21 protein-coding genes and 1 pseudogene are annotated in these 25,600 nt (G+C 63.1%); 15 read left to right on the top strand and 7 right to left on the bottom strand.

Features of this window, described 5'->3' with window-relative positions:
- The 6 genes and pseudogenes from HV670_RS24150 to HV670_RS24175 form a co-directional block, all read left to right on the top strand.
- On the top strand, positions 1 to 361 hold a 361-nt coding region (locus HV670_RS24150; RefSeq protein ID WP_175107534.1), incomplete at its 5' end, for a TolC family protein.
- Between the two features lie 307 nt (positions 362 to 668).
- Positions 669 to 2,156, top strand: a complete 1,488-nt coding sequence (locus tag HV670_RS24155; protein WP_175107535.1) for a carbohydrate porin — start codon at positions 669 to 671, stop codon at positions 2,154 to 2,156.
- A 307-nt stretch (positions 2,157 to 2,463) separates the two neighbouring features.
- Positions 2,464 to 2,868: pseudogene (locus tag HV670_RS24160) on the top strand (deferrochelatase/peroxidase EfeB); the annotation flags it as partial.
- Positions 2,869 to 3,090: 222 nt separating this feature from the next.
- Positions 3,091 to 4,521 carry a cytochrome ubiquinol oxidase subunit I gene (locus HV670_RS24165; protein WP_175107536.1) on the top strand — a complete coding sequence of 477 codons (1,431 nt, stop codon included), beginning with the start codon at positions 3,091 to 3,093 and terminating at the stop codon, positions 4,519 to 4,521.
- 2 nt (positions 4,522 to 4,523) lie between these two features.
- Complete coding sequence (gene cydB, locus HV670_RS24170) at positions 4,524 to 5,531, top strand: cytochrome d ubiquinol oxidase subunit II (protein ID WP_175107537.1); 1,008 nt, start codon at positions 4,524 to 4,526, stop codon at positions 5,529 to 5,531.
- Positions 5,531 to 5,704, top strand: coding sequence for a DUF2474 domain-containing protein (locus tag HV670_RS24175; RefSeq protein WP_175107538.1), 174 nt, complete (start codon positions 5,531 to 5,533; stop codon positions 5,702 to 5,704). Before cydB ends, HV670_RS24175 begins: the two co-directional genes overlap by 1 nt.
- Here the strand turns inward: HV670_RS24175 and HV670_RS24180 are convergent.
- On the bottom strand, positions 5,682 to 6,383 hold the full coding sequence (locus HV670_RS24180; RefSeq protein ID WP_175107539.1) for a GntR family transcriptional regulator: 702 nt from the start codon (positions 6,381 to 6,383) through the stop codon (positions 5,682 to 5,684). The genes HV670_RS24175 and HV670_RS24180 overlap by 23 nt on opposite strands.
- A gap of 730 nt (positions 6,384 to 7,113) precedes the next feature.
- Here HV670_RS24180 and HV670_RS24185 point away from each other — a divergent pair.
- From HV670_RS24185 to HV670_RS24220, 8 genes are all read left to right on the top strand, one after another.
- Positions 7,114 to 8,046: a polysaccharide deacetylase family protein gene (locus HV670_RS24185; protein WP_217478508.1), complete on the top strand. Its 933-nt coding sequence runs from the start codon at positions 7,114 to 7,116 to the stop codon at positions 8,044 to 8,046.
- Positions 8,043 to 9,851, top strand: a complete 1,809-nt coding sequence (locus HV670_RS24190; protein ID WP_175107541.1) for an oligopeptide/dipeptide ABC transporter ATP-binding protein — start codon at positions 8,043 to 8,045, stop codon at positions 9,849 to 9,851. Before HV670_RS24185 ends, HV670_RS24190 begins: the two co-directional genes overlap by 4 nt.
- On the top strand, positions 9,848 to 10,723 hold the full coding sequence (locus HV670_RS24195; protein ID WP_175107542.1) for an ABC transporter permease: 876 nt from the start codon (positions 9,848 to 9,850) through the stop codon (positions 10,721 to 10,723). The genes HV670_RS24190 and HV670_RS24195 overlap by 4 nt, the downstream gene beginning before the upstream one ends.
- Before the next feature lie 11 nt (positions 10,724 to 10,734).
- On the top strand, positions 10,735 to 11,721 hold the full coding sequence (locus tag HV670_RS24200) for an ABC transporter permease (RefSeq protein ID WP_175107543.1): 987 nt from the start codon (positions 10,735 to 10,737) through the stop codon (positions 11,719 to 11,721).
- A gap of 97 nt (positions 11,722 to 11,818) precedes the next feature.
- Entirely contained in the window at positions 11,819 to 13,420 is a 1,602-nt protein-coding gene (locus HV670_RS24205) for an ABC transporter substrate-binding protein (RefSeq protein ID WP_175107544.1), read from the top strand.
- Positions 13,417 to 14,178 (top strand): aspartate/glutamate racemase family protein, encoded by a 762-nt coding sequence (locus HV670_RS24210; RefSeq protein WP_175107545.1) that lies wholly within the window; start codon positions 13,417 to 13,419, stop codon positions 14,176 to 14,178. Before HV670_RS24205 ends, HV670_RS24210 begins: the two co-directional genes overlap by 4 nt.
- The gene (locus HV670_RS24215; protein WP_175107546.1) at positions 14,175 to 15,698 is read left to right on the top strand and encodes an amidohydrolase family protein; all 1,524 of its coding nucleotides are present in this window, start codon (positions 14,175 to 14,177) and stop codon (positions 15,696 to 15,698) included. The genes HV670_RS24210 and HV670_RS24215 overlap by 4 nt, the downstream gene beginning before the upstream one ends.
- Positions 15,699 to 15,844: 146 nt before the next feature.
- Positions 15,845 to 17,050 carry a porin gene (locus HV670_RS24220; protein ID WP_175107547.1) on the top strand — a complete coding sequence of 402 codons (1,206 nt, stop codon included), beginning with the start codon at positions 15,845 to 15,847 and terminating at the stop codon, positions 17,048 to 17,050.
- Positions 17,051 to 17,177: 127 nt separating this feature from the next.
- Here the strand turns inward: HV670_RS24220 and HV670_RS24225 are convergent, their stop codons facing one another.
- The 6 genes from HV670_RS24225 to HV670_RS24250 all read right to left on the bottom strand — a co-directional run bounded on the left by HV670_RS24225 (position 17,178) and on the right by HV670_RS24250 (position 24,583).
- A complete protein-coding gene (locus HV670_RS24225) occupies positions 17,178 to 18,683 on the bottom strand; it encodes a CoA transferase (protein ID WP_175107548.1) in 1,506 nt (501 codons plus the stop codon).
- Between the two features lie 43 nt (positions 18,684 to 18,726).
- On the bottom strand, positions 18,727 to 19,707 hold the full coding sequence (locus tag HV670_RS24230) for a 3-hydroxyacyl-CoA dehydrogenase NAD-binding domain-containing protein (protein WP_175107549.1): 981 nt from the start codon (positions 19,705 to 19,707) through the stop codon (positions 18,727 to 18,729).
- A 21-nt stretch (positions 19,708 to 19,728) separates the two neighbouring features.
- Positions 19,729 to 20,643 carry a 3-hydroxyacyl-CoA dehydrogenase gene (locus HV670_RS24235; RefSeq protein WP_175107550.1) on the bottom strand — a complete coding sequence of 305 codons (915 nt, stop codon included), beginning with the start codon at positions 20,641 to 20,643 and terminating at the stop codon, positions 19,729 to 19,731.
- A 475-nt stretch (positions 20,644 to 21,118) separates the two neighbouring features.
- Positions 21,119 to 21,337, bottom strand: a complete 219-nt coding sequence (locus HV670_RS24240) for a pentapeptide MXKDX repeat protein (protein WP_175107551.1) — start codon at positions 21,335 to 21,337, stop codon at positions 21,119 to 21,121.
- Positions 21,338 to 21,782: 445 nt separating this feature from the next.
- On the bottom strand, positions 21,783 to 23,348 hold the full coding sequence (glpD, locus tag HV670_RS24245; RefSeq protein WP_175107552.1) for a glycerol-3-phosphate dehydrogenase: 1,566 nt from the start codon (positions 23,346 to 23,348) through the stop codon (positions 21,783 to 21,785).
- Positions 23,349 to 23,605: 257 nt separating this feature from the next.
- Positions 23,606 to 24,583, bottom strand: a complete 978-nt coding sequence (locus HV670_RS24250) for an alpha/beta hydrolase (RefSeq protein ID WP_425511462.1) — start codon at positions 24,581 to 24,583, stop codon at positions 23,606 to 23,608.
- Between the two features lie 132 nt (positions 24,584 to 24,715).
- Here HV670_RS24250 and HV670_RS24255 point away from each other — a divergent pair, with 132 nt between their 5' ends.
- Positions 24,716 to 25,168 (top strand): FUSC family protein, encoded by a 453-nt coding sequence (locus tag HV670_RS24255; RefSeq protein WP_175107553.1) that lies wholly within the window; start codon positions 24,716 to 24,718, stop codon positions 25,166 to 25,168.
- The last annotated feature ends 432 nt before the right edge of the window (positions 25,169 to 25,600 follow it).

A 25,600-nucleotide genomic window follows, 5' to 3' on the forward strand; every position in this document is an offset into this window, starting at 1 on the left:
CGACGGCGGCCAACATGAGGCCAACCTGCGCGGCGCCAACGCGCAATACGACATGGCAGTGGCCGACTATCGCCAGACTGTCCTGACGGCGTTTCAGCAAGTCGAAGACGGGCTGTCCGCGGCACGTGTTTTGAGCCAGGAGGCGCAAAGCCAGCAAAGCGCGGTCGATGCGTCGGGCCAGGCGCTCGATCTCGCGATGAACCGCTTCAAGGGCGGCGCAATCTCCTACCTGGATGTCGTCAACCTTCAGGCCATGGCGCTCACCGACAGCCGTGCGGCGGTCGACATCGAAAAGCGGCGCATGGACGCCGATGTCCAGTTGCTCGAGGCACTCGGAGGGGGATGGAAGCCGGCCTCGTGAAGCAAGCCGGTCACGTGAAATACGGCCCGCCCGGCGCGGTAGATCGTTGATGTCGTGCCGCAACAAAGGCATGACGGAAATGATCTACCGCGCCATTGTTACATTCTGAAAGGAAATTCCGCGCCCCAAATCTTGAATAGAAATCGTTCCTATTTGCATTGACAATCTTATTCCGTCTCGAATAAGATTTTTTTGTTGTTCAGCCCGAACGACACGAATGGTCAAGGCAAGGGTGTGAGGTCTTCAGCGCATACGGACAGTTCGACTTCGATAGCGTCTGCTCGCACCTCAAAAAGAAGGAACAAGAATGTTCAAGTTTGGACGCGGCCCGTGCGAAACGCGTACCGTCCGTCGTGGCAGCCTGCACAATCGCAGTGTTATTGCAACGGTTTGCCTCGCCGCGCTAGCAAGCAGCGCGCCGGCCTTCGCGGAGGGACCCACTCCCGACGCGCTCGACACGCCGCAGTCCGACTTGAGAATCACCGCGGAACCGACGGGTCAATGGACCGGTGTCTGGACTCGTGAAACCCTGCTCGGCGATATGGGCGGCCTGCGCTCCGCACTCGGCGGTCTGGGCATCACGGTCGGCATCAATGAAACGAACGAAATTCTCGGCAACCTGACGGGTGGCACCTCGAAGGGCTATACCTATGACGGCCTCACGACGATGGTCGTCCAGCTCGATACGAAACAGGCATTTGGCTGGGAGGGCGGCACATTCAATGTCAGCGGCCTGCAGATCCACGGCCGCAACTTCAGCGAGGCTTACCTATCGAGCCTCAACACGGCGAGCGGCATCGAAGCCGATGCGGGCACGCGCCTGTGGGAGCTCTGGTATCAGCAATCCTTTTTCGAGAAGAAGGCCGACATCAAGATCGGGCAGCAGAGCATCGACCAGGAGTTCATGACGAGCATCTATTCGGCGACCTTCATCAATACGATGTTCGGCTGGCCGGGCGTGCCCTCCTACGACATGCCTTCGGGCGGTCCGGCCTACCCCTTGTCGGGTCTGGGCGTGCGGCTGCGAACTCAGCTCACGCCGGCGCTCACGGCGCTGTTCGGCGTGTTCGCAGGCGATCCATCGGGCAATCGCGAAGACACGCATGGCACGAACTTCAGCCTGAGCGGCGGGACGATGTTCATCGGCGAGTTGCAATACTCGATCAACCAGCCGGCCGAAGGCGAAATGGACATGGGCACGTCGAGCGCTGGACTGCCCGGCACGTACAAGATCGGTGCCTGGTACAACAACGGCTCGTTCGCCGACCAGCGTTACGACACGAATGGCGTGCCGCTCGCCGACCCGGCGAGCAATGGCATCGGTGCGCCGCACCACGGCAATTACAGTTTCTACGCGGTCGCGGACCAGATGGTCTGGCAGCCCGATCCCGGTGAGGCGCGCGCACTGGGCGTGTTCGCGCGCGTGATGTACGCGCCGACCGACCAGAATCTCGTGCGCGCGAGCGCCAACCTCGGCGTCACGCTCAAGGCGCCGTTCAAGGGACGCGATAACGATACGGCGGGCCTCGCGCTCGCCTACATCAAGGTCAGCGACCAGGTGCACGGTTTCGACCAGGATTTCGCGAGCTTCAACCCCGGTACGTTCGCGCCGCTGCGCAGTTCGGAGACGGTGCTCGAAGCGACGTATCAGTACCAGCTCACACCGTGGTGGGTGCTCCAGGCCGATGCGCAGTACACGTGGAACCCCGGAGGCGGCATCGTCAATCCGAACGATCCGACCCAGAAGATCAAGAACGAGTTCGTGCTGGGTCTGCGCACGACCATCAACTTCTGAGCGCGGATGAACGCGACCCTCAAACCTCTTTAAGTTGAATGCCATCCAGGAAGTGAAGCGATGACCTATTCCTCCCCCTCGCCTGCCTTCGAGCCCTCGCCTGTGCGTAGGCGCCGCATCGGCACAGGGTTCGCCGCCGTTGCGGCGCTCGCGGCAAGCCTTGTTTCGGGCACGGTGCATGCCGACCCGCAGGGCCTGCTCGAAACGATCCACAAGCAGACGACCGTGACGTCGACCGTGCCCGAAAACGGTGATCAGAATCCCTCTGCGCTGGCGATTTCGCCGCTGACCGCGGGCAAGGTCCAGCAGCGGCGCCCCGCTCGGCAAGCAGAAGGAATTCGATCCGGTCGACCTCGAAGCCAGCGATGCGCATGGCAACCCGTTGATTGCCGAGAACTCGCATGTGCGGCTCTCCAACCGGGCAAGCAACAACGGCGCGCAGATCCTGCGGCGCTCGTACTCCTATAACGACGGCGTGAACTTCTATGGCGAACGCTGGCCGCCCTGGCGCCAGGAGCTCGAATACGACGCCGGCCTGCTGTTCGTCGCGCACCAGCGCGATCCGCGCACGGCGTTTATTCCGATCAATCATCGTCTCGCGGCCAGCGACCTGATGAACCAGTTCACGACCCATGTGGGCAGCGCTGTGTTTGCATGCCCGCCGGGTGCGAAGCCGGGTTCGTATATCGGGGCGGGCCTGTTCGACGCCTGAGGTTTACTGGGCCTTCGACTGCTTCGTGCGGTATCGACAATCCGTGCGGAATTGAAAGACGTCCGGGCGGGGCGGTAGCATACTTCCAGTCGAGGCAGGTAGCCGTCGTGCAAAGCGCCTGCTCGATCACGGTCGCGCGCTCGTCGCGCGGTGCACCGCCGGACCCTGGGTCGACCGTCCCGCGGTCCCCACGAACGCTGTCGATAGCCGGGATATTTGACTATGTTCGGCCTGAGCGCGCTTGAACTGGCCCGCATCCAGTTCGGCTTCACCGTCTCGTTTCACATCATCTTCCCGGCCATCACGATCGGGCTGGGGGCCTATCTCGCGGTGCTCGAGGGCCTCTGGCTGTACAGCAAGGAACAGGCCTACCTGCAACTCTGTCATTTCTGGTCGAAGATCTTCGCCGTCAACTTTGGCATGGGCGTGGTGTCGGGCATCGTGATGGCCTACCAGTTCGGCACCAACTGGTCGTACTTCTCGGCCTTCGCGGGCGGCGTGACCGGCCCCTTGCTGACCTACGAGGTTCTGACCGCCTTCTTTCTCGAGGCCGGTTTCCTTGGCGTCATGCTGTTCGGCTGGAACAAGGTCGGGCCGGGTCTCCACTTCTTCGCGACTGTCATGGTGTCGCTCGGCACGCTGATTTCGACCACGTGGATCCTCGCGTCGAACAGCTGGATGCAGACACCGCAAGGCTATGAGATCGTCGACGGCCGCGTGGTGCCGGTGGACTGGCTCGAGGTGATTTTCAATCCCTCGTTTCCGTACCGGCTCGTGCACATGAGCATCGCGGCCTTTCTCGCGGCCGCGCTTTTCGTGGGGGCGTCGGGTGCCTGGCAACTGCTCAAGGGGCGCGATTCGAAGGCCATCCGAACCATGTTCTCGATGGCGATGTGGATGATCCTCGTGGTGTCACCCGTGCAGATTTTCGTGGGCGACGCGCACGGGCTCAATACGCTCGAACATCAGCCCGCGAAGATCGCGGCGATGGAAGGCCATTGGGAAAACATGCCGGGCGAAAGCATGCCACTGATCCTGTTCGGCATCCCGGACATGGAAGCGGAAACCACTCGCTATGCACTCAGCATCCCCTACCTGGGCAGCCTGATCCTCACGCATGAGCTGCACGGCCAGATCCCGGGCCTCAAGTCCTTTCCGCGCGATGACCGCCCGAATTCGACCGTGATCTTCTTTACGTTCCGCCTCATGGTCGGGCTCGGCGTCCTCATGCTGTTGCTCGGCATCGGCGGCGCGTTGATGCGCTGGCGCCGCAAGCTGTATTCGTCGCGGCTGTTCCTGCGTGCCGCCGTCCTGATGGGACCGACCGGCCTGATCGCGATCCTCGCGGGGTGGATCACGACCGAGATGGGACGTCAGCCATGGGTCGTCTATGGCGTGATGCGCACGCGCGATGCCGTATCGAACCACTCGCCCCTGGTGCTGAGCACCACGCTCGCAATCTTCGTCGTGATGTACTTCATCGTTTTCGGCACGGGGATCAGTTATATATTGAAGCTTGTCGACGCAGGCCCCGATGTGCATGACGGCCACCCCGGATCGGGCAATGACCCGCAAAACGCGCGCAGCGCGCGTCCGATGTCCGCGGCGCCGGACCACCCCGCCGGACCGACCGCCGAGCGCGAGGAGCACTGACCATGGGCATCGATCTGCCAGTCGTATGGGCCACCATCATCGCATTCGGCCTGATGATGTACGTGGTCATGGATGGCTTCGACCTGGGTATCGGCATCCTGCTGCCCTTCATTCGCGACCCTGGCGAGCGCGATGTGATGATCAACACGGTCGCGCCGGTCTGGGACGGCAACGAGACCTGGCTCGTGCTCGGGGGCGCGGGCCTGCTCGCGGCCTTCCCGATCGCCTATTCCCTGCTGCTCAGCGCCCTCTACATTCCCTTGATGCTGATGCTCGCCGCGCTGATCTGGCGGGGTACCGCGTTCGAGTTCCGCTTCAAGGCCGAGCCACGGCACAAGCCGTTCTGGGACAAAGCGTTCATCTGGGGTTCCTGCACGGCGACGGTCTGCCAGGGCATCGCACTGGGTGCGTTTCTCAACGGCTTCCAGGTAAGCGGCCCGTCATACGAGGGCGGTGCGTTCGACTGGCTCACGCCGTTCAGCCTGTTCACGGGCCTCGGCCTGCTCGTCGCCTATGCATTGCTCGGCAGCACCTGGCTGATCATGAAGACCGAAGGCAAGCTGCAGGAGCGGATGTTCGCGCTGGCGCGCCCGATCACGCTCGCCTTGCTCGCCTGCATCGGGGTGGTCAGCGTGTGGACGCCGCTGACTCACCCCGAAGTCACCATGCGCTGGTTTCAGATGCCGAATCTGGTGTTCTTTTCACCGGTGCCGGTGCTCGTTCTCGTCTCGACCTGGTCGCTGCTGCGCGCACTCCAGCGTCGCCGCGAAATCGCACCGTTCATGCTTGCGCTGTTTCTGATCTTCCTCGGCTACAGCGGTCTCGCGATCAGCATCTGGCCCAATATCCTGCCGCCGGCCGTGTCGATCTGGGCCGCCGCCGCGCCCCCTGAAAGCATGGGCTTCACCCTCGTCGGTGCACTGCTCATCATTCCGATGATCCTTGCCTACACCTCATGGTCCTACTTCGTGTTCCGTGGCAAGGTGAAACTCGGCGAGGGGTATCACTGATGGACGACACGCCCGCCATCGAACGCGCTCGTGCAAGCCGTCATCCCCGGCCCGGTCCATTGCGCCGGCTCGGATGGTTCGTGCTGATCTGGGCGGCAAGTGTCGCAGCGCTGGGTGTCGTCGCGCTCGTCATCCGGATGCTGATGGGCCTCACGGGCATGCGCGTGGGGTGAGTGCGGCCCAGGCCTTCGCCAGTGCCGCATCCGCATCGAAGGCACGCGTGTCGGATGGCTCCGTGCGCAATTGTGTCTCGATCACCGACAGATGCGTGTGCATCGTGCTGATCGCGCGCGTGGCGTCGCCTTTCTCGAGTGCGTCGACGATCTCGCGATGTTCGTCACAGGCACATTGCGAGGCGTTCTCCGGTTCGAAGAAGGCCTCGAGCATCGAGGTGCGGCTCACCAGCTCTTCCAGTTCGCGAACCACGAATGCATTGCCGCAAAACTGGCCGAGAAGAAGATGGAACTGACGCGATAGCTGGATCAGGCTTGCGCGGTCACCCTCCGTGAACGCGCGAGCCTCCCGCTGTGCATGCGCGCGCAACTGCTGGATCTGGGACGGCGTCAACCGGCCTGCCAGCCGGGCGGTCACGCCGCCCTCAATGATGCGCCGCGCCTCGTAGATTTCCCGGGCCTGCGACAAAGTGGGCGCGCTGACGAAGGCGCCGCGATGAGGAATCACCTCGATCAGCCGTTCATGGCCCAGCCGATGCAAGGCTTTGCGCACGCGTTCGCGCGAGACGCCAAATAGGCTGGCGACTCGCGTTTCGACCAATTGAGTGCCCGGCGCAAGCTCCCCCGCCAGCAAAGCCTTTGACAAGGCCTGGTAAATCAGATCTTCGGACTCAGCCATAAGACTCGCATGGTGGTGGGTTGTCGCGGCTGTGCCTGTTATGGAATACACAGAATTATAGCTTCACGGGCATCGCCTGAGTCAGGGCGAGGTGCGCCTCACTCATCCATTACCCTTCCTCGCGTAATCACCGTCGGCGGATCAAGCCTGTGCCGCAGACTTTCATCCAGTGCCCGACCCGCCGCGACGGCGGTCCAACGCTTGGTCGAGTCCTTCCGCACGGCGAGACGGGGAACAGGGGGAAAGTCCGGCTTTCGGTAGCCACAGGCTTCGAGGCAACCCAGCATGACGACATTTCGCTTCTTTCGAACGCCTTTCGCAGCAAGCGTTTCCGCGTTCTTACAGGTGCGCGGAGCTGGTGCCCCGTTTTGCAGGTAAGCACTGAACTCAACCACCGCTGCACCAAATCGATCTCCGAATTGGCGATTGCCCCGTCAAGATTGCCGACAATGCAACCAAGATTGTGCACAATAAAACTGGCACGGTTGATGCTTTATAGAATTCATCGCTTTCTTACTGACCTTTCATGAGCTCACTCGAAATTCGATAAGCCCCGGTAATCCGGGACTGCCCCGTTTTTTAAAATCGACAAAGAATCCAATTTGACTCGGCCTGTCGGTAATCAGTGGATGCGCAATCTTCCGATTATCAACATGCATGGGCGTGGCTTCGTGTTTTCTACGAATCTGTTTTGCACACGCAAAATATTGAATCGCATGAATGGAAATAGATGAGCTCTTCGATTATCCCGGTTTCGCCCATGCGAACGCCCCGTACGCACGCCCGCTATGACTACTCCGCGCTGCCTGGACGCCCGCACCTGCCCTGGCCGAACGGCAAGAAGCTGGCAGTCTATCTAGCCATCGGGGTCGAGGAGTACGACTTCGGCCGCGGCCATACGGAAGATCTCATGAGCGGCGTGCCGGCACCGGACCTCGTCAATACGAGCTGGCGCGACTATGGCAACCGGGTCGGAGCCTTTCGACTGTTGAGCCGGCTCGAACGCTTCAAGATCGCGCCGACCATCCTGCTCAATACAGCGGTCTACGATTCGGCTCCGGCGCTTATCGCAGAGGCCCGGCGCCTCGGTGCCGAGTTCATCGGCCACGGCATCGCCAACTCCGATTCTCTTGAAGGACTCGACGAAATGCAGGAGCGGGCCTATCTCGATGCGGTCCGCGCGCGTATCGAGTGCGAAGAAGGCACCGCCCCGCTCGGCTGGTCGAGCCCCTGGCTGACGCAAACCGAAAACACCATCGACCTGCTCGCCGAGCGCGGCTACCGCTACGTCATGGACATGCGGCTCGACGACCAGCCGGTCTGGCTCAATACGCGCGGCGCCCCCCTTCTCGCCATGCCGTACGCGCTCGAACTCAACGACAGCACGTCGATCATCGGCCGTCAGGCCGGCGCGGCCGAATTTGCCGACATGATCATCGACGAGTTCGACGAGCTGCTCGAAGCGGCGAACGAGCAGCGACTCGTCATGAGCATCGTCGTGCATTCGTTCATCTCGGGCGCCCCCTTTCGATTGAAACAACTGAGCCGGGCGCTCGAACACATGACCTCGCGTGGCAGCGAAGTGTGGTTCACCCAGCCGCGGGAGATCTACGACGTGGTGCGGGCCTCCCTCGAAGCACCCACCGCGGAAGAGCGCGCATGACTGACACCACGGCGGAGCATGCGGGTACGGCTCGCGCGGCGGCCTCGATCAAGGGCCTCACGCTTGTCCTCGAGCGCGACGGCCTTCGCTCCGAGGTATTGCGCGGCATCGACCTCGAGATACGGCCAAGGGAAATCGTCGGACTCGTCGGCGAGTCCGGCTCCGGCAAGAGCGCCCTGGCCTTGGCCATGATTGGCCTGCTGCCGGCAGCAGCGCGGCCGCAGATAGACGGAACGATTCATGTCGCCGGTGTCGACATGGTGCATGGCACGAAGGAGGCGTTGCGCGCCGTGCGCCGCACGGAGCTCGGCGTGATCTTCCAGGACCCGATGACGTCGCTGAATCCGACGATGCGTGTCGGCCGGCAGATCACCGAGATGACAGGCAATCCGGATGAGACGATTGGGCTCATGTCGGCCGTCGGCATCCGCGATCCCGAGTTGCGCCTGCGCGCTTATCCGCACGAGCTCTCCGGCGGACTCAGGCAGCGCATCATGGCGGCCATCGCCGTGGCGGGACGCCCCTCCCTCATCATCGCCGATGAACCGACCACCGCGCTCGATGTGACGGTGCAGGCCCAGCTTCTCGACCTGCTTCGCAAACTGCGCGACGAGTTCGGCTGCAGCGTGATGCTGATCACCCACGACCTGGCGGTCGCCGCGCAGATCGCCGACCGGATCGCCGTGCTTTACGCGGGACGGATCGCGGAACTCGGCCCGGTCGGCGAAGTGCTACATCGACCAACGCATCCCTATACCGTCGGCCTGCTGCGCTCGCGTCTGTCGCTGGAGACCCCCCGCGGATTGCCCCTGCAAACCCTGCAGCCGGAAACGGCCTCGATCACGGAACGCATGCGCGGCTGCGCCTACCATTCGCGTTGCCCGCTCGCCGTTGAACGATGCGCTGTCGAGCAACCGCCCTTCGAGGCCGCTGAAACAAGTTCATCCGGCACCCCTCATCTGAGGGCTTGCTGGCATCCCGTCGCGAAGGTCCGGACGCTCGCCTGCGAATCCCCTTCAGGTTCGTCCGTCCTGCCCGCGCAGCGACCGGGCAACGCCGCCGTGGAACCCGCGGTACGCATCGAGAACCTCCATACCCGCTTCGTTCTGAAGTCGGGCAGCCGCAAACGGCAGGAAGTTCACGCCCTGCGTGGCGTGGATCTCACGGTGAGCCCCGGTGAAGCGCTGTCGATCGTCGGCGAAAGCGGATCGGGCAAATCCACTCTCCTGCGGGTGATCGCCGGCCTCGCACCCGTGACTTCCGGATCGGTGCGGATTGCCAAAGGCGGCGCACAAATGGTCTTTCAGGATGCGGGCTCCTCGCTCACACCGTGGCTCACGATCGGCGAGCTGCTGCGCGAGCGGCTTCTGCCCTTGCGGCTCAATGCGGCTGAGACGCGCAAGCGCGTCGAGGCTGCCCTGTCGTCGATCGGCTTGCCCGCCAGCGTGGCGAACGTGCGGCCAACCGAGCTCTCCGGCGGTCAGCGGCAACGTATCGCCCTTGCCCGCGCGACCATGATTGCGCCGGCGGTCCTGCTCTGCGACGAACCGACGAGTGCGCTCGACGCCTCGCTGGCGGCAAGCGTACTCAACCTCATCCGCGAGATGCGCAGGAACCTCATGATGACGGTCCTCTTCGTGACACATGATCTGTCAGTGGCACGCCTCATGGGCGACCGGATCGTGGTGATGACGCAGGGCGAGATCGTCGAGGACGGGATGTCGAACGACGTGATCGAACGGCCTCAGCATCCGTACACCCGCGCCTTGCTTGCATCGGTCCCTTCGATAGGAGTGCCCGCATGAGCACACTGCCCGACGTTTCCCTGTCTCGCCTGCGCCCCCCTCGTGCGCTTCGGTCACCACTCATGCGACACGCTGGTACCCGACTCAATCTGCTGATCCTGGCGATCGTGGCGCTGCTCACGCTCGTCGCCCTGTTCGCCCGAGTGCTGTCGCCGTATGACCCGGTTCAGGCCGTTGGCGCGCTCAATCTCGCGCCCGGCTCGGCCGGCCATCTTCTCGGCACCGATTCCATCGGCCGCGACCTGCTGAGCCGCACCCTTTGGGGCGTCCAGGTCAGCTGGTTCGCCTCGCTCGCGATCGTCGCCTCGGGTCTCGTCATCGGCGGCATCGTGGGCGTGCTCGCCGGGGCATCCGGCGGCTGGATCGACAACCTGCTCATGCGGCTGACCGACCTGTTCCTCGCCTTGCCCGGCACGCTCGTCGCGATCGCCATCGTGGCCGCGCTCGGCTATAGCCTGCAGAACACCCTGATCGGCATCGCCATCGTCTGGTGGCCGTACTACGCACGCATCATCCGCGGCGAAGTGAAGTCGCTCGCCTCACGCCCGCATGTCGAGGCCGCGAAACTTGCCGGCACGGGCCGCGCCCGGATCGTGTTCCGGCACATCGTCCCCGGTGTCATTCCGACCGCGATCGTGACCGCGAGCCTCGACATCGGCAACGTCGTACTGCTTCTTGCGGCGCTGTCCTTTCTCGGCCTCGGGCAACCCGCACCGGCGCCGGAACTCGGTGCCGACACCGCGCGCAATCTCCAGGACCTGCTCACCCAGTGGTGGATCCCGGTCGTCCCGGGACTGGCCGTGCTGCTGCTGAGCCTGATCGCCAATCTCGGCGGCGACGCCATCCGCCACCTCATGGCCACGAAACGATAGAGGGCTTATCCATGATCCGATTTCTTCTACGCCGGCTCGGTGCGGCGATCGTCCTGATCCTGGTGCTCTCGGCAATCATCTTCGTGCTGCGCTCCATCTCGACGGGCGACCCCGTCAGGGCCTATCTCGGCGCGAACGCCTCTGCCGCGAGCATCGCCGCGGAGCGTCAGGCACTGGGCCTCAACGATCCCCTGCCGGTACGCTACGTCCATTTCGTTGGCGGCCTCGTGCACGGCGACTTGGGAATGTCACTGCGTACGCGCCGGCCGGTCGTGGCCGACCTGCGCGATTTTCTTCCCGCAACCGTCGAACTCGTGACGGTGTCGTTCGTCATCGCGCTCGTCCTCGGCACGCTGTTTGCCGTCTCAGGTGCGTTGCGCTGGCGTGGCAGCGCGTTGTTCCGGGGCTCGCTCCTGCTGCTGGCCACTGCGCCGCCCTTCCTTCTGGCGCTCGGCGGCATCGTGCTGTTCTATGCTCAACTGGGCTGGCTGCCCGCCGCCGGGCGCGGCGCGGAGGCGAACGGGCCGACCGGCTTCCTGCTGGTCGACACCCTGACGACGGGCAACTTCGCCCAATGGGCGAGCGCGGCTCAGCACCTGCTTCTTCCCGCACTCGTTCTAGCGATCGCTCCGGCAATTTCGATCGGACGCATCTTCCGCGCAAGTCTCGAACTGACCTTGCGTGCGGATTTCGTGCGAACGGCCGAGTCGAAGGGATTGACTTCCCTTGCCGTGCTCACCCGCCACGTGATCCGCAATTCGATCGGGCCCGCGCTGTCGATGGCGGGGCTGCAACTCGGCTTCATGTTCGCGGGCGTTGTCGTGGTCGAGCAGATTTTCAGCTGGCCCGGCATCGGCAACTATCTGGCCAGCAGTCTTCCGGTCTCCGACTTTCCCGCCATCGCCGGCATCACGCTCGTGCTCGGGACGATCTATATCGCCGCGAACGTGGTCGTCGACGTACTCCAGGTCCTGGCCGACCCGCGCCTCAATGCATGACAGCCCGCGACGATGCGACGCCCGCTGCGTCCCGTCCGTACCTGTCTCTGTTCCAGTTCCTGTTTTTTCTATCCCGCACGCTCAACGAAAACGAAAAATGAAAACTCGCTCGCCCCGGAAAGCCGAAAATGCGGCCATCACCTCCCTTGCCCTCCTCTCGGCGCTTGCGCTCGCCGCGTGTTCGCATCACGCCAGCGCCCCGCAAGCCCATGCCGCGCCGACCGACGGCGTGCTGACTGTCGGCCTGCTCGGCGACATCGGACAACCGCCCGACCCCGACGTCTACTACGCCAACAACGGCCTGGCGATCACGCTCAACACCTATGAAGGACTCGTTCAGTACAAGAACCAGTCCGATACCGCCCAGATCGTGCCGCGCCTCGCCACGTCGTGGACTGTGTCGCCCGACCATACCGTCTACACGTTCAAGCTGAGAAGCGGCGTGACGTTTCACGATGGCACGCCGTTCACGTCCGCCGCGGTCAGGGCATCGTTCGACCGGCGCCTGGCCGTCAAGGGCGGCCCGGCCTACATGGTGCAAGATGCCACCGTCACCACGCCCGACGATCTCACGGCCGTCGTGACGCTCAAGACACCGAACGCCGCCTTCCTCGACTATCTTGCCTCGCCGTACGGGCCGAAGATGGAGTCGCCCACTGGCCTCGCCAAATATGCGGGCTCGGACAACGCGCAAACCTACCTCCAGACGCATGACCTGGGCACCGGTCCGTACGAGCTGACGCATGCGCAGGTGGGCACGAAGTACTCCCTTGCGCAATACGCGAAGTACTGGGGCACGATCTCGCCGTTCAAGACGGTCGAACTCCCCGTGTTCAACGACGTATCGGCACTGCAACTGGCGCTCGACGGCGGAGCGGTGTCGGTCGTGGCAGCGGCACTGCCTTCATCGAGCCTGACGAAGTACGAGAACAACTCGTCCTTCAACAGCGACCTGCTGCCGACTTTCCAGTCGACGCTGATCACGTTGAACCCGAGCAAGAAGTTCTTCGGGACCCAGCAAGCGCGCACTGCGTTCATGCAGTCGATCGACCAGGGCAAGCTCGTGAGCCAGGTGGAAGGCAACCGTTCGTTGCCCGCGACCACGCTCTACGCCAAGGGCATGATTGCCGATGGCTCAGACAAGCAAAACATCACGCACGACCCCGCGGTCTTTGCGAAATATGCGAAGACCCTGCCCGCAGGCACGCCTGTCGTCATCGGTTATGCGTCCGGCAACACCAATGCCGAGCAGATGGCCAACATCGTCGCGGCACAGGTCCAGACGACCGGCCTGGCAGCAACGGCACAGAGCTACCCCACCTCGGATGTGTTCGGCTGGGAGAACGATCCCACCAAGGGACCCGATGCCTTCATCGACGGCAACAACGGCCCCGACGGCGGCAACCCGTATATGTGGGGACATGTGTTCTGGGACAAGTCCGGCGGAATCGACTACTTCCTCTGCGACGATTCTTCCGTGGACGCCAGCCTGAACCAGGCGGTAAAGACCGGCAATACCGAACTGTTCGCCAAGGCGGCACAGACCTACTCCGCGTCGGGCTGTTTCATGAACCTCTCCTACAACATGGATTGGGTGGTGTCCCAGAAGTGGCTGCAGGGTGTCGCCGCCTCGCAGAACGTCGCGGCGAACGAACTCGACTTCAGCCGGCTCTCGATCAAGACCGAGGCGAGCCAATGAGCATGGGTGCCACCCGCGTGGCCATCGTGAACCCGAACACGACGCGGTCGATGACCGATGCCGTGCTCGAGTCCGCGGCGCCCGTTGCACGCCGCGGCACCGAGCTGATCGGCGTCACGCCGTCAAACGGCGTGGCGAGTGTCGAAAGCCATATCGACGAAGTGCATGGCGCCATGAGCGTGCTCGTCGAGGTCGAACGTTTGGAAGCCTCCGCCGCGCGCCCCGACGCTTACGTCATTGCATGCTTCGGCGATACCGGTGTCGCTGCCGCCCGCGAGGCGGCGGCCGGCCCGGTCGTCGGCATGACCGAGGCCGCGCTCATGACCGCCACGCTGATCGCTCACCGCTTCTCGATCATCACGATGCCGCGCCGCACGATCGCGCAGTCCGACCGGGTCGTGCGCGCCATCGGGCTCGCACATCGCTGTACCGTGCGCGCCGTCGACGAACCTGTCGCCGAGATCGAGGGCGGCTCGCTGCACCTGCTCGATCTCTTCGTCGCCGAAGGCCGCCGCGCGCTCGCGGAAGACGCGGCCGAGGCGATCATTCTCGGATGCGCGGGACTTGCCGACCTCGTCGGGCCGCTGCAGGAAGCGCTCGGCGTACCCGTCATCGAGGGCGTGGCTGCCGCCACCGCCATTGCGGAAGGATTGATCGCGCAGGGACTCGGCAACCCGCACGCGGGTGCGGGGTCTCGCAAGCCAAACCGTACGAGCAGAGAGATAGCGGCAGGAACCGAAGCGGGGACATCGGCATGAACACGCTGTTCAAGGACGTCTACGTCTACGATGCCGAGAGCACGAGCGGCATGTACGGACCGACCCATGTCCTGGTCGAAGGCAATCGCATTGCGGCCATCGGCGCGCATGCCGCGGATCGCTTTGACGCCTCGGCCGGCCGCGAGATCGATGGGCGCTCCCGTCATCTTCTGGTGCCCGGCCTCATCAACGCGCATTTCCATTCACCCGCGAATCACCTCAAGGGCTCGCTGCGCAGCCTGCCGCTCGAGCTGTTCATGCTCTATGAATCGCCCACGGATGCCGAGCTCACGCCCACGCCGCGCGAAGCCTACCTGCGCACCATGCTGGCCGCGCTCGAGATGCTGCGCACCGGCACCACGACGGTTCAGGACGATGCCTTTCTCATGCCCAGCCCGACGCCCGAGATCATCGACGCGGTAATGCGTGCCTATGCGGACTGCGGCATCCGTGCGAGCGTGGCATTGGACCAGCCGGAGCTGCCCGAGGCCGACAAGCTTCCCTACCTCGCGCGCGATGCGGGCCCGGCGCTCCGGGCCGCACTCGAGGCACCCGCCCCACTCGACAGCGCGGGACTCCTCGCCATGTACGACTATCTCGTGTCGACGTGGCACGGGACGCACGGCGGCCGGCTCACGGCGGCCACTTCGATTTCGGCTCCGCAGCGCGTCAGTCCGGAGTACTTCGAGGCGATCGACGATCTCAGCCGCCGCCATGCGATCCCCCTGTTCGCCCATATGCTCGAGACCAAGGTACAGCGGGCGCTGGCGCATGAGCAGCCGCGCTTCGCCGGCCGCTCGCTCGTGCAATACACGGCGGACCTCGGCCTGCTGAGCAAGCGCATGAACATCATCCACGCGGTCTGGGTGACCGATGATGACCTGTCGCTGATTGCCGGATCGGGCGCGACGATCGTTCACAACCCGATCAGCAATCTGCGGCTCGGCAGCGGCGTGGCGCCCTTCCGGCGCATGAAGGATTTCGGCATCACGACCGCGCTCGGTATCGACGAGGCGATTTGCGACGACTCGTCCAATCTGTGGGGCGTCGTCAAGACCGCTGGACTGATCCATAACGTTTCCGGCCTGGACAGCGACGAATGGCCCACCGCGAGCGAAGTGCTCGACAGCCTCTGGCGTGGCGGAGCCACCGCGATGCTGCAGGCCCACCAGCTCGGTGAGATTCGCGAGGGCTTCCTGGGGGACCTCACGATGCTCGATTTGCACAGCAGCGCCTTTACGCCGCTGAACGATCTGCGCGGTCAACTCGTGTATTGCGAGTCCGGCGCGAGCGTGCGGCTCACGATGGTCGACGGCCGGGTGGTCTTCGAAGACGGCCGGATCACCACCGTGGACGAGGAGGCTCTGCTCGGAGAAGCGCGGGAGGTCTTCGCCAGAAAGCTCCCAGTCATCGAGCGCGCGCGCCGGGAGGCAGGCGCCGTTCATCCTCACTATCAGGCGATGGTTCGCAAGGCAGCCGCAGCCGATCTGGGAATGAATCGATGGATCGGAAACAGATGATGTCTCCGGTTCACCCGGTCCGGACCGCACACGAGTGCCGCACAGACGGCCGCCAGAGGCGTCCGGCCCAATAAGCAGAATCTGCATGTCATGTTGTTGTATTTGCTTCGATTCACACGTTCCACTTTACCGACACAGGAAAGACAATGAAGAAGCTTGTATTTGCCATGACCCTTCTCTCCGCCGCGGCTGCCGCTCAGGCCCAAAGCAGCGTGACGCTGTACGGCGAAATCGATAACGGCATCGCGTACGAATCTGGCCTGCCGCATGGTCATGCGCTAACCGCGGAAACCGCCGACTTCATTCCGAGCCGGTTCGGTATCAAAGGTGCCGAAGATCTCGGCGGCGGCACGCAAGCGATCTTCCAGCTGGAATCGGGTATCAATACACAAAACGGCGCTTTGACGATCGGCAGCAGCCTGTTCAATCGTAACGCGACGGTCGGCCTCACGAACCCCGTCTGGGGGACGTTCAAGATGGGGAATATGGGCGCCTATGAACTCTCGCAGGACAGCTTCGATGTCGATCCCCAACTGATGCAGGAATACGCGCTGGCGACGCTGGTGCGGGGACGCAACTGGGCGCAAGCCGGTAACGGACTCGAATACACATCGCCCGAGATCCACGGACTGACCGTGAAGGGCCAATACGATCTAGGTAACACCACGAGCTGGAACCAGGGCAATCCGGGCAGCGTCCCCGGCCAGCTCGGCAATGCTCCAGGCTCCGGACTGCCGGGCAGCACCCAAGGTCGTTCGGACGGCCTCAAGGTGATGTACATCGCCGGCAACCTGGAACTGCTGGCCATCTATGACGAGATTCGTGACGGTAACGGTCAGTTCGACAATGTCTACCTGAACTCGCGCTCCCTGTTGACCGGCGGTACGTACACCATGGGTCCGGTGAAGGTCTATGCCGGCTACCAGCACCTGAGTGCGCCTGACGCGTCGAACATCGGGGTCTATGGAACTGCGGGCACGCCGACGACCCTGCCTAACGGCGTCTCCCTGCCGACGGCGGTCGATCATGAATGGCTCGGTGCCGCATGGCAGATCACGCCGGCAACCGCCCTGACCAGCGGTGTCTATCATGCCAATGCGAACAACGGCAACGGCAACGCCACGATGTACACCCTGGGCGGCACGTACAACCTGACCAAGCGCACCTTCCTCTACTCGGAAGCCGCCTATCTCCACAACAGTTCGACCTCGAACATCGGGCTGGGCGACGGCTATACCGACTCGTACGGCGCGAACATCAACGACGATCCGGCCAGTGGCAGCACCAGCACTGCACCGAACTTCGGTCACAGCCAGGAAGGCATTTACGCGGGTATCGTCACGACCTTCTGAGCAAGACCCGGTCGCGCCGCTGTTCGTCCCGCCCACGCTCCGGCGGGGCGAACGTGGCCGTCAAGAGGTTCGGCGATTCGCCGGGCAATTGAGTATGACAACCGCCGCCGTGCTTCGCGGCGGTTCCTCATCGCGCCAGCCATTCGGGTTTGCTCGAGCCTCGTGGCACGAGCACCGTCCTGAAGGACCCGGGCGTCTTCGACAAGACCACCTGGTCGGTCATGCCCTGATACGTGCCAAGCGGGGTCTGCGCCGTGAACAGATCGGGAGCGACGTTTGCTTGTTCGTCGGAGGATCCGGCGCTCGCCCGGGCATAGTCCTTGTCGAAGACGCCGAGCGAGAACAGCCAGAGCACAGTGCGGGTCAGAGAAACGGTGACTCGATAGCTGCCACCCCCGAGCGCGCGCCGACGCAGCGCCGCAAGTATGCCGACCGTGCCGAGCCAGCCCACCACGTTATCGACAATGGGAATGATCGGCGGCGATTTGGGACGCGTGAGCGTGCCTTCGACGGCGAACAGCCCCGAGACGGCTGCGCCGATTTCATCAAATCCCGGACGATTCTTCCAGGGTCCCTTGTCACCGTGAAGCAGGACATTCGCATGGATCAACCCCGGCTTCCTGGCGCAGAGCTCCTCGGCATCGAGACCATGGCGCTCCAGATAGCCCGGACGCTTGTTGGCGAAGAAGACGTCCGCACCTTTTAGCAGGAGATCGAATCTCGCGCGATCCTCCCGCGAGTAATCCAGGATCGTCGAGCGCATCCCGACCTGGGCGTCCCACGCGAACGCCTCGATCTCGCTATCGTGCGGCCGCCAGATGTTGAGGACATCGGCCCCGAACAAAGCGAGGTCCCTCCCGATGGCCGCTCCGGCAATCACATGACCCATTCCGAGTGCGCGAATGCCGTCCAGCGGACTGGTGCCGTCAATGCTGAAAGGGATCGGCTCGCTTTCGCCGATCTTTTCCACGCTGATCAACGACATTCTCGAGAGCACCTCTGTGTACTGAAGCTCCTTGCGGAATTCCTCGAAAGTGCGCACCTTCGCGATGACAATCCCGGCCTCCGCCGCCGCATTCTCCAGGTCGTCGGCACGCCACTGCAGGATCGCGTTGCGCACGGATTCCGGGCTGGCGTCGCACCTGAGCAAGCTGAGCTCGCGGGCGGCCAGCTTGGGGTAGATATTCAGAGGCACGACGTGCCGCCCGTCACGGGTTTCGCGGAAGAGATTCGGATCGACTTCGAGGGCCGGGGGACGTCCATTGATCGTTTCCCATTTCAGATCGAAGAACCCGGAGAAGCGCCGCAACGCTTTACGGACATCCACTTCGATGTCCTGTTCCTCGCCGCTCCGGAGTCGCCACAGCGCGGCAACGCTGACAGCCTTGGCGGCCAGGGCGATCGCGGGCATCGAGCCGAACCGGAAGCGGCTCGGAATGATCGGATCCCGGCCGTAGAAAGTGATCTTGCCACCGCTGTCCGCCGTCGATAACCCGACGTCTTTCAGTACGTCATTGAGCGCGCCGTGCAGGTCGAAATCCGAGCTCCGCTCCGGATTCGCGAGCTTCGATTGAATGATCCCGGTGAGCCGATCCGCTTCGTTTTCGAGGGGGAGAGTAGCCAAGTCGTTCATTTGCGAAATTCCATTTCGATTAGGGAGTGTCAACCGACCGCGATCAGCCCGCACTGGCCGCAGCCTCGCGTGACTTGGCCACCTCCGTACCTCTCGTGCGCAGTTCGATGAGGCCGAGCAGCATCTCGTCCCGCTGCGCCTCCAACTCCTCGATGGAACGCGATCCGACCTCGGCATGGACACCGTCGATGAGCTTCTTCCGCACCTCCGGCGTCAGCACCGGCGAGCCGAGATCTTTCCATCCAGCCGTCATCGGTCCGGTGAACTGCTGGAAGAAGTGCTCGATGCCGCCCGGGCCGCCGCCGAGGTGATTGAGCATCATGTTGCCCATCACGCCCCAGCGCAGACCCGGCCCCCAGGAGAGGGCGGTGTCGACGTCGGCGGCGCTCAGCACCTCCTCGGCCACCAGGAAATAGACCTCGCGCGCCAACGCGAACTGCAGACGGTTGGCGACGTGGCCCTGCAGTTCCTTGTGCAGGCGCACCGTCTGTTTCCCGATCGATGTGTAAAACTCCGCAGCGCGCCGGATCGTCTCTTCCGAGGTCTTTGCTCCGCCGACGATCTCGACCAGCGGGATCAAGTGCGGCGGATTGAACGGATGGGCGACGACGCAGCGCTCGGGATGCAGCGCGGCACCCAACTGGATGCTGCTCATGGGGAGGGTCGACGTGCTCGACGCGATGATCACGTCCGGTGGCAGCAGTTCATCGAGTTGCCCATAGAGCTTCTGCTTGAAGTCAAGCCGTTCGGGCCCGTTTTCCTGGACGAGGTCCACGTCCTCGAGCGCTTGCGCGAGCACGGGCGTGAACTTCAGGTTCGCTTGAGCCGCTCCGGGCGAAAGGCCCAATCTCTTGAGCACCGGCCAGGCGGACTCCACGAATTTCCTCAACTGGGCTTCAGCATTGGGGGCGATGTCCGTCGCAATGACCTGCAGTCCCTTGGCGAGAAACAGCGCGGTCCAGCTGGCGCCGATCACGCCGGTGCCGATGATGGCAATGCGACGAAAGGGTGTGGTATCAGTCATGTCATGTCTCCAATGCGGTGGTCAGACTTCGGCATAGGCGATGCCGGTGAGATTGCCTTCGGCGAAGAGGAAGTTGCGCTGATGCCTCCCATCGAGATCCGCCGAATAGACTGAGCCGGCCAGGTCCGTGACGAACATCCGACTACCGGGAACGTCGAGTGCGATGCCGATTCCCTCCATCAGGTGCGTCACGAGGATTTCAGGCGCCGCCTTTGCGTCGATCGGCGCGCGATTGACGGTATTGCCGCGCGGAGGATCGCCGCGGTCGGTCCAGTAGAGGACGCGGTTCGCCAGGTCGAGCTCGAGGTCGATGGGTTCCGGCAGCGTGTCGAACAGCACCTCGATGTCGGAGCGGTTTGTCGGGTCTTCGCCCTGCGGGATGTCGATGTTGGCGCGGAAGATGCGGCCCAGGCCGGCGTTGTCCGGGCCTTTCTGCGTCCAGTAGAGTTTCCCGAGCTGTGGATCGATGGTGATTCCGACGCACCACCGGGTCTGGTCCCGCCGGTCCTTGTCGCCACGCCCGGTCGCGACCAGCGTTTCGACTTGAGAGCCGTTGAGGTTGGCGCGCATCACGCGCATGCCCTCGCGATCGCACCAATAGAGCTTGCCGCCAGCCCGGTCGAGATGAATCTGCTTGGGTGTGTGCGTGACGCCTTGTGGGACGATGACCACGCGGTTCTTGCCGTCAAGGTCGGCGCGCTCGATCGAGCCATCATCGAGGCCGATCGTACCCATGTTGGTCCAATAGATATGACCGGCATCCGGCTCCACGACGATGCCGTCGGGAAGCCGGCAATCCGTGACGATCGTCTTGCGGTCGGAGCCGTCGGGATTGATCGAGTCAATGCGGCCGCCACTCAGTTCGAGGAAAAACAATCGGCCGGAGCGGGTTGCGTCCGCGGAAACAGGGGCTCCGCTGATTTGAGGCAAGGTCATGGCGCGTCCTTTCGTGTCACTGCCATTGAAAGAGAGACTGAATGTCAGGAGCGACTGTGCACTTTTGAGATCAGGCGATCTCTCGAAGTCGAGTTGCCGAATCGATTGTCGTGAAGTGCCCGGCAGGAAGTTCATCCGGCCCGCGCTAACATTGAGGTCCAGTCCAATCACCAGGCCGCAGCGACTGAATTGAACGTTTTGTTATGCCGGATGTTAGTTGGCGATGCGAACTACGGCTATTACATGAATATGGAGTCAGGCCAGCGAGGCTGTTGACGCTCGACGCCTGTTGAGAAGTGCGTGTGCGGCGTTGTGAAACACGCGCTCAAGCCGAGCGGGAAAGCCACTTCTTGCGACACATGCTACCGAAGGGAATGTGCAGCTTGAGCCTGTCGTTCGGCGATTCGTCGGGCATTTGAATAAGAAACCGCCACCGTTCGCGGCGGCGGTTCGATCTCGCTTGGCAGGTACCCGCTTACTGGGCCATCGCACCAGATGCCGGATGATCCTTGCCCATCGAATCATGCTTCATCTTGTCGTCCTTCTTGCCCATGGAGTCTTTGGCGATCGGATCCTTCATCATGGAATCCTTCGCCATCGCGTCCTTGCCCATGGCGTCGCTCGCCTGGGCGAATACTGCAGTGCCGGTCAAGGCCAGGGTTGCGGTGAGTGCAGCAGTGATGAACCGTTTCATTTAGTCTCTCTATTTGAACAAGAATGCCGGCATGGCCGGGAAGATGCTTCGCAGTTGAAAACAGGGATCTCGACATCCGATCGATCGGCGATCGGACAACAAAAAGCCTCTTGGTCTGCTCGTCAAAGCATCCAAGCATACGTCGATCAGATATCGGGTTTCGCCGCGTTATTGCCGCGCAGCACATCGGATATGTTCGGCTGATGACCTAGGACAGAACCCGATCAGATGTCGGACTCTGCTGCGCTATGACCGCTCAATGCATTGGAGATATTCGATTGACGGCTCAGGCCGGAATCTGGGGTGTTCCGGTAGTCAATCAAGCCGTAAGGGCATCCTGAAGGCGGCCCGCTTGCAGCCTGGAGCGTCGCCGCGGACACCGGTGCTTCCTGCCGGGGCGGGTGCCTCTAAAGCACGTCGCAGGAGAGTAATAGACGATGGAAGTTCAAATGGCGTTCTGTTGCAACCAGCGCTCAACCTGTTCGCGTTGTACCGGCGTAAAGCGAAGTCCGAGTTTCGAGCGGCGCCACAATACATCGTCGGCATTCACGGCCCACTCCTCACGCTGCAGGTAACGGAGCTCGCGTTCATGCAGACCGGGTGCCACTTCCTCGCCGAGATCCGCCATCGATGAGGCATCGCCGATGACCTCGGCGATGCGGGTGCCATAAGCGTGCGCCAGCCGGCGAGTCAGCCCGGTATCGAGCCATGGATGGCGTGAGCGAATAACGGCCGCGAATTGTTCAAAATCCCCGGCCGGACGAGCCGCTTCACCGATCCAGTCGGCCAGCCGGCCACCGGGAAGAAAGGCGCGAGCGCTCCAGGCCGGACGAGGTTCGCCTAGCATGCGCCCGACCTCGTCGGCGGCATCTTCCGCAAGCTTGCGAAACGTCGTGATCTTCCCGCCCCATATCGACAGAAGCGCAGCCGCATCCGTATTGCGCTCGAGAAAATAGTCGCGCGTCACAGCCGATGGATCGCCGGAAGCGTCGTCGAGCAATGGCCGGACACCGGAGTACGTCCAGACGACATCCTCAGGCATCACGGGCAGCCGGAAATAGCGGCTGGCCTGGGCGCACAGATATTCGATCTCGTCCTCGCTGATCCGGACCGAACCGGGATCGACGCCATTGAGCTCCACGTCGGTCGTGCCGATCAGCGTGAACGCGTCCTGATAAGGGATTGCGAAGATGATCCTGCCGTCCGCGTTCTGAAAGATATAGGCGTGCTCGTGCTCGAAGAGTCGGGGCACGACGATATGGCTGCCCTTGACGAGGCGCAAGCGTCGGGTGGCCAGCGTTTCGCCGTGGGCCGGGTTCGCGACACCCCGTAGGAACGATTCGGCCCAGGGCCCTGCGGCATTGACCAGTGCGCGCGCCCGTACGGTACGCTGGCCGCCCTTTTCGGACTCGAGGATCGCGGTCCAGCTCGCTGCTTCGCGCTGCGCGGAGACACAGCGCGTGCGCGTGAGCACTTCGGCGCCATGCGCCTTCGCATCGAGCGCATTGAGCACCACGAGCCGGGCATCGTCGACCCAGCCATCCGAGTAGACAAAGCCGCGCTTGAATTCGGGCTTGAGTGCAGCACCCGCCACATGCCGGTGAAGATCGACGGAACGCGAAGCGGGCAGCAGCTCGCGCCGGGCCAGATGGTCATAGAGAAACAAGCCGATGCGGATCATCCATGCCGGCCGCATCGACGGGTCATGTGGCATCACGAAGCGCAAAGGCGACATGATGTGCGGTGCGCTGCGCAACAACACTTCCCGCTCCTGCAAGGCCTTGCGCACCAGCGCGAACTCATAGTGTTCGAGGTAGCGCAGTCCCCCGTGGATCAGCTTCGTCGATGCAGATGAAGTGTGCGAAGCCAGGTCATCCTTCTCGCACAACACCACACGCCAACCGCGGCCCGCGAGGTCCCGCGCGATGCCACAGCCATTAATGCCGCCACCGACGATCAGCACGTCGCAGTCGGTGTTCGAGGGTACAGCCGAAACGGTCGCAGGAGTCACGAGAACATTCGATCAGGGAGAAAGGTGGATTCACGCGGCCTGGTGGGGCAAAACTCCTCCGCGGATTCTCAATTGTTCGATTGTAGTTCGTTTCTGCGCGTTTATGGTCGGGGTTTATGCGTAGAGGGGTTCTTTATGTTTCGCTATAGGCGCCGAATGATGCCGGGAACGCGCGTGGAGGCATGCCTCAGGCACGCACGCTGAACACTCCGCTCAGCGTGCAGCCGGGCCGGCACCCTCCGGAGTTTTCGTCTAGATCAAGGGCTTGCTCTTTCGGTCGGACGTAGCGAGCGTGCCAGGATCCAGTCGATCAGTGTGTCGATGACCCGTTCCTGGTCGAGATCGTTCATCGTCTCGTGATAGCTGCCTTCGTAGAGCACGAGCGTCCGATCGGTCGAGCCGACATGCTTGCTGAACTCGCGGCTGCCGTCGGGTTCGGTCAGCTTGTCCGCGGTGCCGTGGTACACGAGAACCGGCATGCGAAGATTCGCGCGGCCGCGTTCAATGCGCGTCATCGCATCGAGGAGGCCGGCGCCGGTCCGAGCGGGTATCCCGCCGTGGTACACAAGCGGATCGGCACGATTGGCCTCGACCGCGCCGGGATCGCGTGAGAGCCACGTGGCATCGACTTCCATCGTCGGCAAGCGGGGCAACACACGGCTGATGATCCGGCTCAACGCGATCAACCAACTCGGCACATCGCGCCCGGGAACGAGGGCCGCGCTCGACAGGATCAATCCCGCCATCGAGGGGCCGTCATCGGCGAGACGTTCGGCCGCATAGAGGGCGCTGATCGTGCCGCCCATGCTGTGGCCCATCAGGAAGAGCGGGCTCTTGCCCCGGGCAGCCACGCCCAGCAGCGCCTCGGCATCCAGCAAGTATTGATCGAAGCGGTCGACCCATGCACGAGCGCCCGGCGATTGCCCGTGGCCACGCAGATCGATCGCGAACAACTCGATACCGGCCGCATTGAGTCGCTGCGCAAGCGCGGCGTATCGTCCCGCGTGCTCGGCCAGGCCATGGACCAGCGCTATGGTCGCGCGAGGTCTGCCCTCGCCCTCGACCGGCCAGTGATGAAGCGCGAGTTCGACGCCGTCGCGGGTCCGGATCGTCGAGGAATGGCTTGGCGGCGAGGCAGCGTCGGGCGCGTCGTGCATGCTCGTGGGTTCCGACGCTTCCGTCGTGCCTGTTGCCGCCGTCGCATCTGTCCCCTGCACGCCCTGTGTTGTCTGCATCTCGATCGCCTCGGCCATGTACGATGGGACGATGATAGAGGAGCGAGCTGGCCTTGAACAAGCGCGCGACAATCCTCCTCTTTCAGGGCTGAGGGTTACTTTGAAGTCGTCCACCGCGCCGGTGTTGGCGTTGTGCACGTAGTGAATTTCTGCGGCGCATGTCTCGCTTACGGCATCGCCCTCGCACTGCACACCCAGGAGGCTTTCTGGGCCGCGATTACGGCTATCGCCGTCACGCAGCACAGCTACGCGGACACCCGCAACCTGTCGCGCGATCAGTTCATCGGAGCCATGGCGGGTGGCCTGTTTGGATTCGTCGGCGCGTCTCTTGGCGCGGGCACGCACGAGATCGTGGGCTACGCGACGACAATTGCCGGGGTAATCGTCGTCTGCTGGTGCGTGAACGTGGGTAGCGCGGCGCGCCTCGGCGCCATCACCGCGACTATCGTGCTGCTGGTTCCCGCGCCAGGGCCGCTATGGGGCGTGCCGTTGTTCCGGCTCGTGCAGGTCGTCCTCGGCACGGTGTCCACGCTGCTCGTCAGTTGGCTCTTCAATCAAGTTCAGCAAAGGCTGGCTCGACGCTAGCGCACGCCCTAATGGGACGCGCCTCATAAATTCAGTCGGTTTTTGGCTTCGGCACCTACCGATGAGCGCTGCGGACCCCCGATGCGGGCGGCACGGCCCGATCACGCGCCACTCTCTACGATTTCGCTGCCTGGCGGTGCGAGCCGGCTTGCCATCTGTCGCCTTTTTCCAATGCCGTGTTTTTTAAGCGCTAACTTCGATTCCCGATGTGCAGTAAGATGTTGTCCCGACATGGAGTCATGGGCTTGGCAAGCGTCACGGTTGCAGCGAAGGTGACGGCAGATGCTTCGCCCGTTATGCCGAAGTCAAGCTTCGTGTCAAAGCCTCGTGGCTCGCCTGCAACACTGGAGCGGTCACAGTTTTACCCCAGAATCCGTCAGACACGCTCCGTTCAAGGGCCATCGATGTCCGCCCGGGGGCTCTCATATTGCT

This window comes from Pararobbsia alpina (assembly GCF_902859895.1).
In the GTDB taxonomy this organism is placed as follows: Bacteria; Pseudomonadota; Gammaproteobacteria; order Burkholderiales; family Burkholderiaceae; genus Pararobbsia; species Pararobbsia alpina.

Excerpts from the sequence above, each read along its gene's own strand:
- HV670_RS24155 (WP_175107535.1), top strand. The coding sequence starts at position 669 with ATGTTCAAGTTTGGACGCGGCCCGTGCGAAACGCGTACCGTCCGTCGT.
- HV670_RS24165 (WP_175107536.1), top strand. The coding sequence starts at position 3,091 with ATGTTCGGCCTGAGCGCGCTTGAACTGGCCCGCATCCAGTTCGGCTTC.
- cydB (WP_175107537.1), top strand. The coding sequence starts at position 4,524 with ATGGGCATCGATCTGCCAGTCGTATGGGCCACCATCATCGCATTCGGC.
- HV670_RS24175 (WP_175107538.1), top strand. The coding sequence starts at position 5,531 with ATGGACGACACGCCCGCCATCGAACGCGCTCGTGCAAGCCGTCATCCC.
- HV670_RS24180 (WP_175107539.1), bottom strand. The coding sequence starts at position 6,383 with ATGGCTGAGTCCGAAGATCTGATTTACCAGGCCTTGTCAAAGGCTTTG.
- HV670_RS24185 (WP_217478508.1), top strand. The coding sequence starts at position 7,114 with ATGAGCTCTTCGATTATCCCGGTTTCGCCCATGCGAACGCCCCGTACG.
- HV670_RS24190 (WP_175107541.1), top strand. The coding sequence starts at position 8,043 with ATGACTGACACCACGGCGGAGCATGCGGGTACGGCTCGCGCGGCGGCC.
- HV670_RS24195 (WP_175107542.1), top strand. The coding sequence starts at position 9,848 with ATGAGCACACTGCCCGACGTTTCCCTGTCTCGCCTGCGCCCCCCTCGT.
- HV670_RS24200 (WP_175107543.1), top strand. The coding sequence starts at position 10,735 with ATGATCCGATTTCTTCTACGCCGGCTCGGTGCGGCGATCGTCCTGATC.
- HV670_RS24205 (WP_175107544.1), top strand. The coding sequence starts at position 11,819 with ATGAAAACTCGCTCGCCCCGGAAAGCCGAAAATGCGGCCATCACCTCC.
- HV670_RS24210 (WP_175107545.1), top strand. The coding sequence starts at position 13,417 with ATGAGCATGGGTGCCACCCGCGTGGCCATCGTGAACCCGAACACGACG.
- HV670_RS24215 (WP_175107546.1), top strand. The coding sequence starts at position 14,175 with ATGAACACGCTGTTCAAGGACGTCTACGTCTACGATGCCGAGAGCACG.
- HV670_RS24220 (WP_175107547.1), top strand. The coding sequence starts at position 15,845 with ATGAAGAAGCTTGTATTTGCCATGACCCTTCTCTCCGCCGCGGCTGCC.
- HV670_RS24225 (WP_175107548.1), bottom strand. The coding sequence starts at position 18,683 with ATGAACGACTTGGCTACTCTCCCCCTCGAAAACGAAGCGGATCGGCTC.
- HV670_RS24230 (WP_175107549.1), bottom strand. The coding sequence starts at position 19,707 with ATGACTGATACCACACCCTTTCGTCGCATTGCCATCATCGGCACCGGC.
- HV670_RS24235 (WP_175107550.1), bottom strand. The coding sequence starts at position 20,643 with ATGACCTTGCCTCAAATCAGCGGAGCCCCTGTTTCCGCGGACGCAACC.
- HV670_RS24240 (WP_175107551.1), bottom strand. The coding sequence starts at position 21,337 with ATGAAACGGTTCATCACTGCTGCACTCACCGCAACCCTGGCCTTGACC.
- HV670_RS24250 (WP_425511462.1), bottom strand. The coding sequence starts at position 24,583 with ATGCAGACAACACAGGGCGTGCAGGGGACAGATGCGACGGCGGCAACA.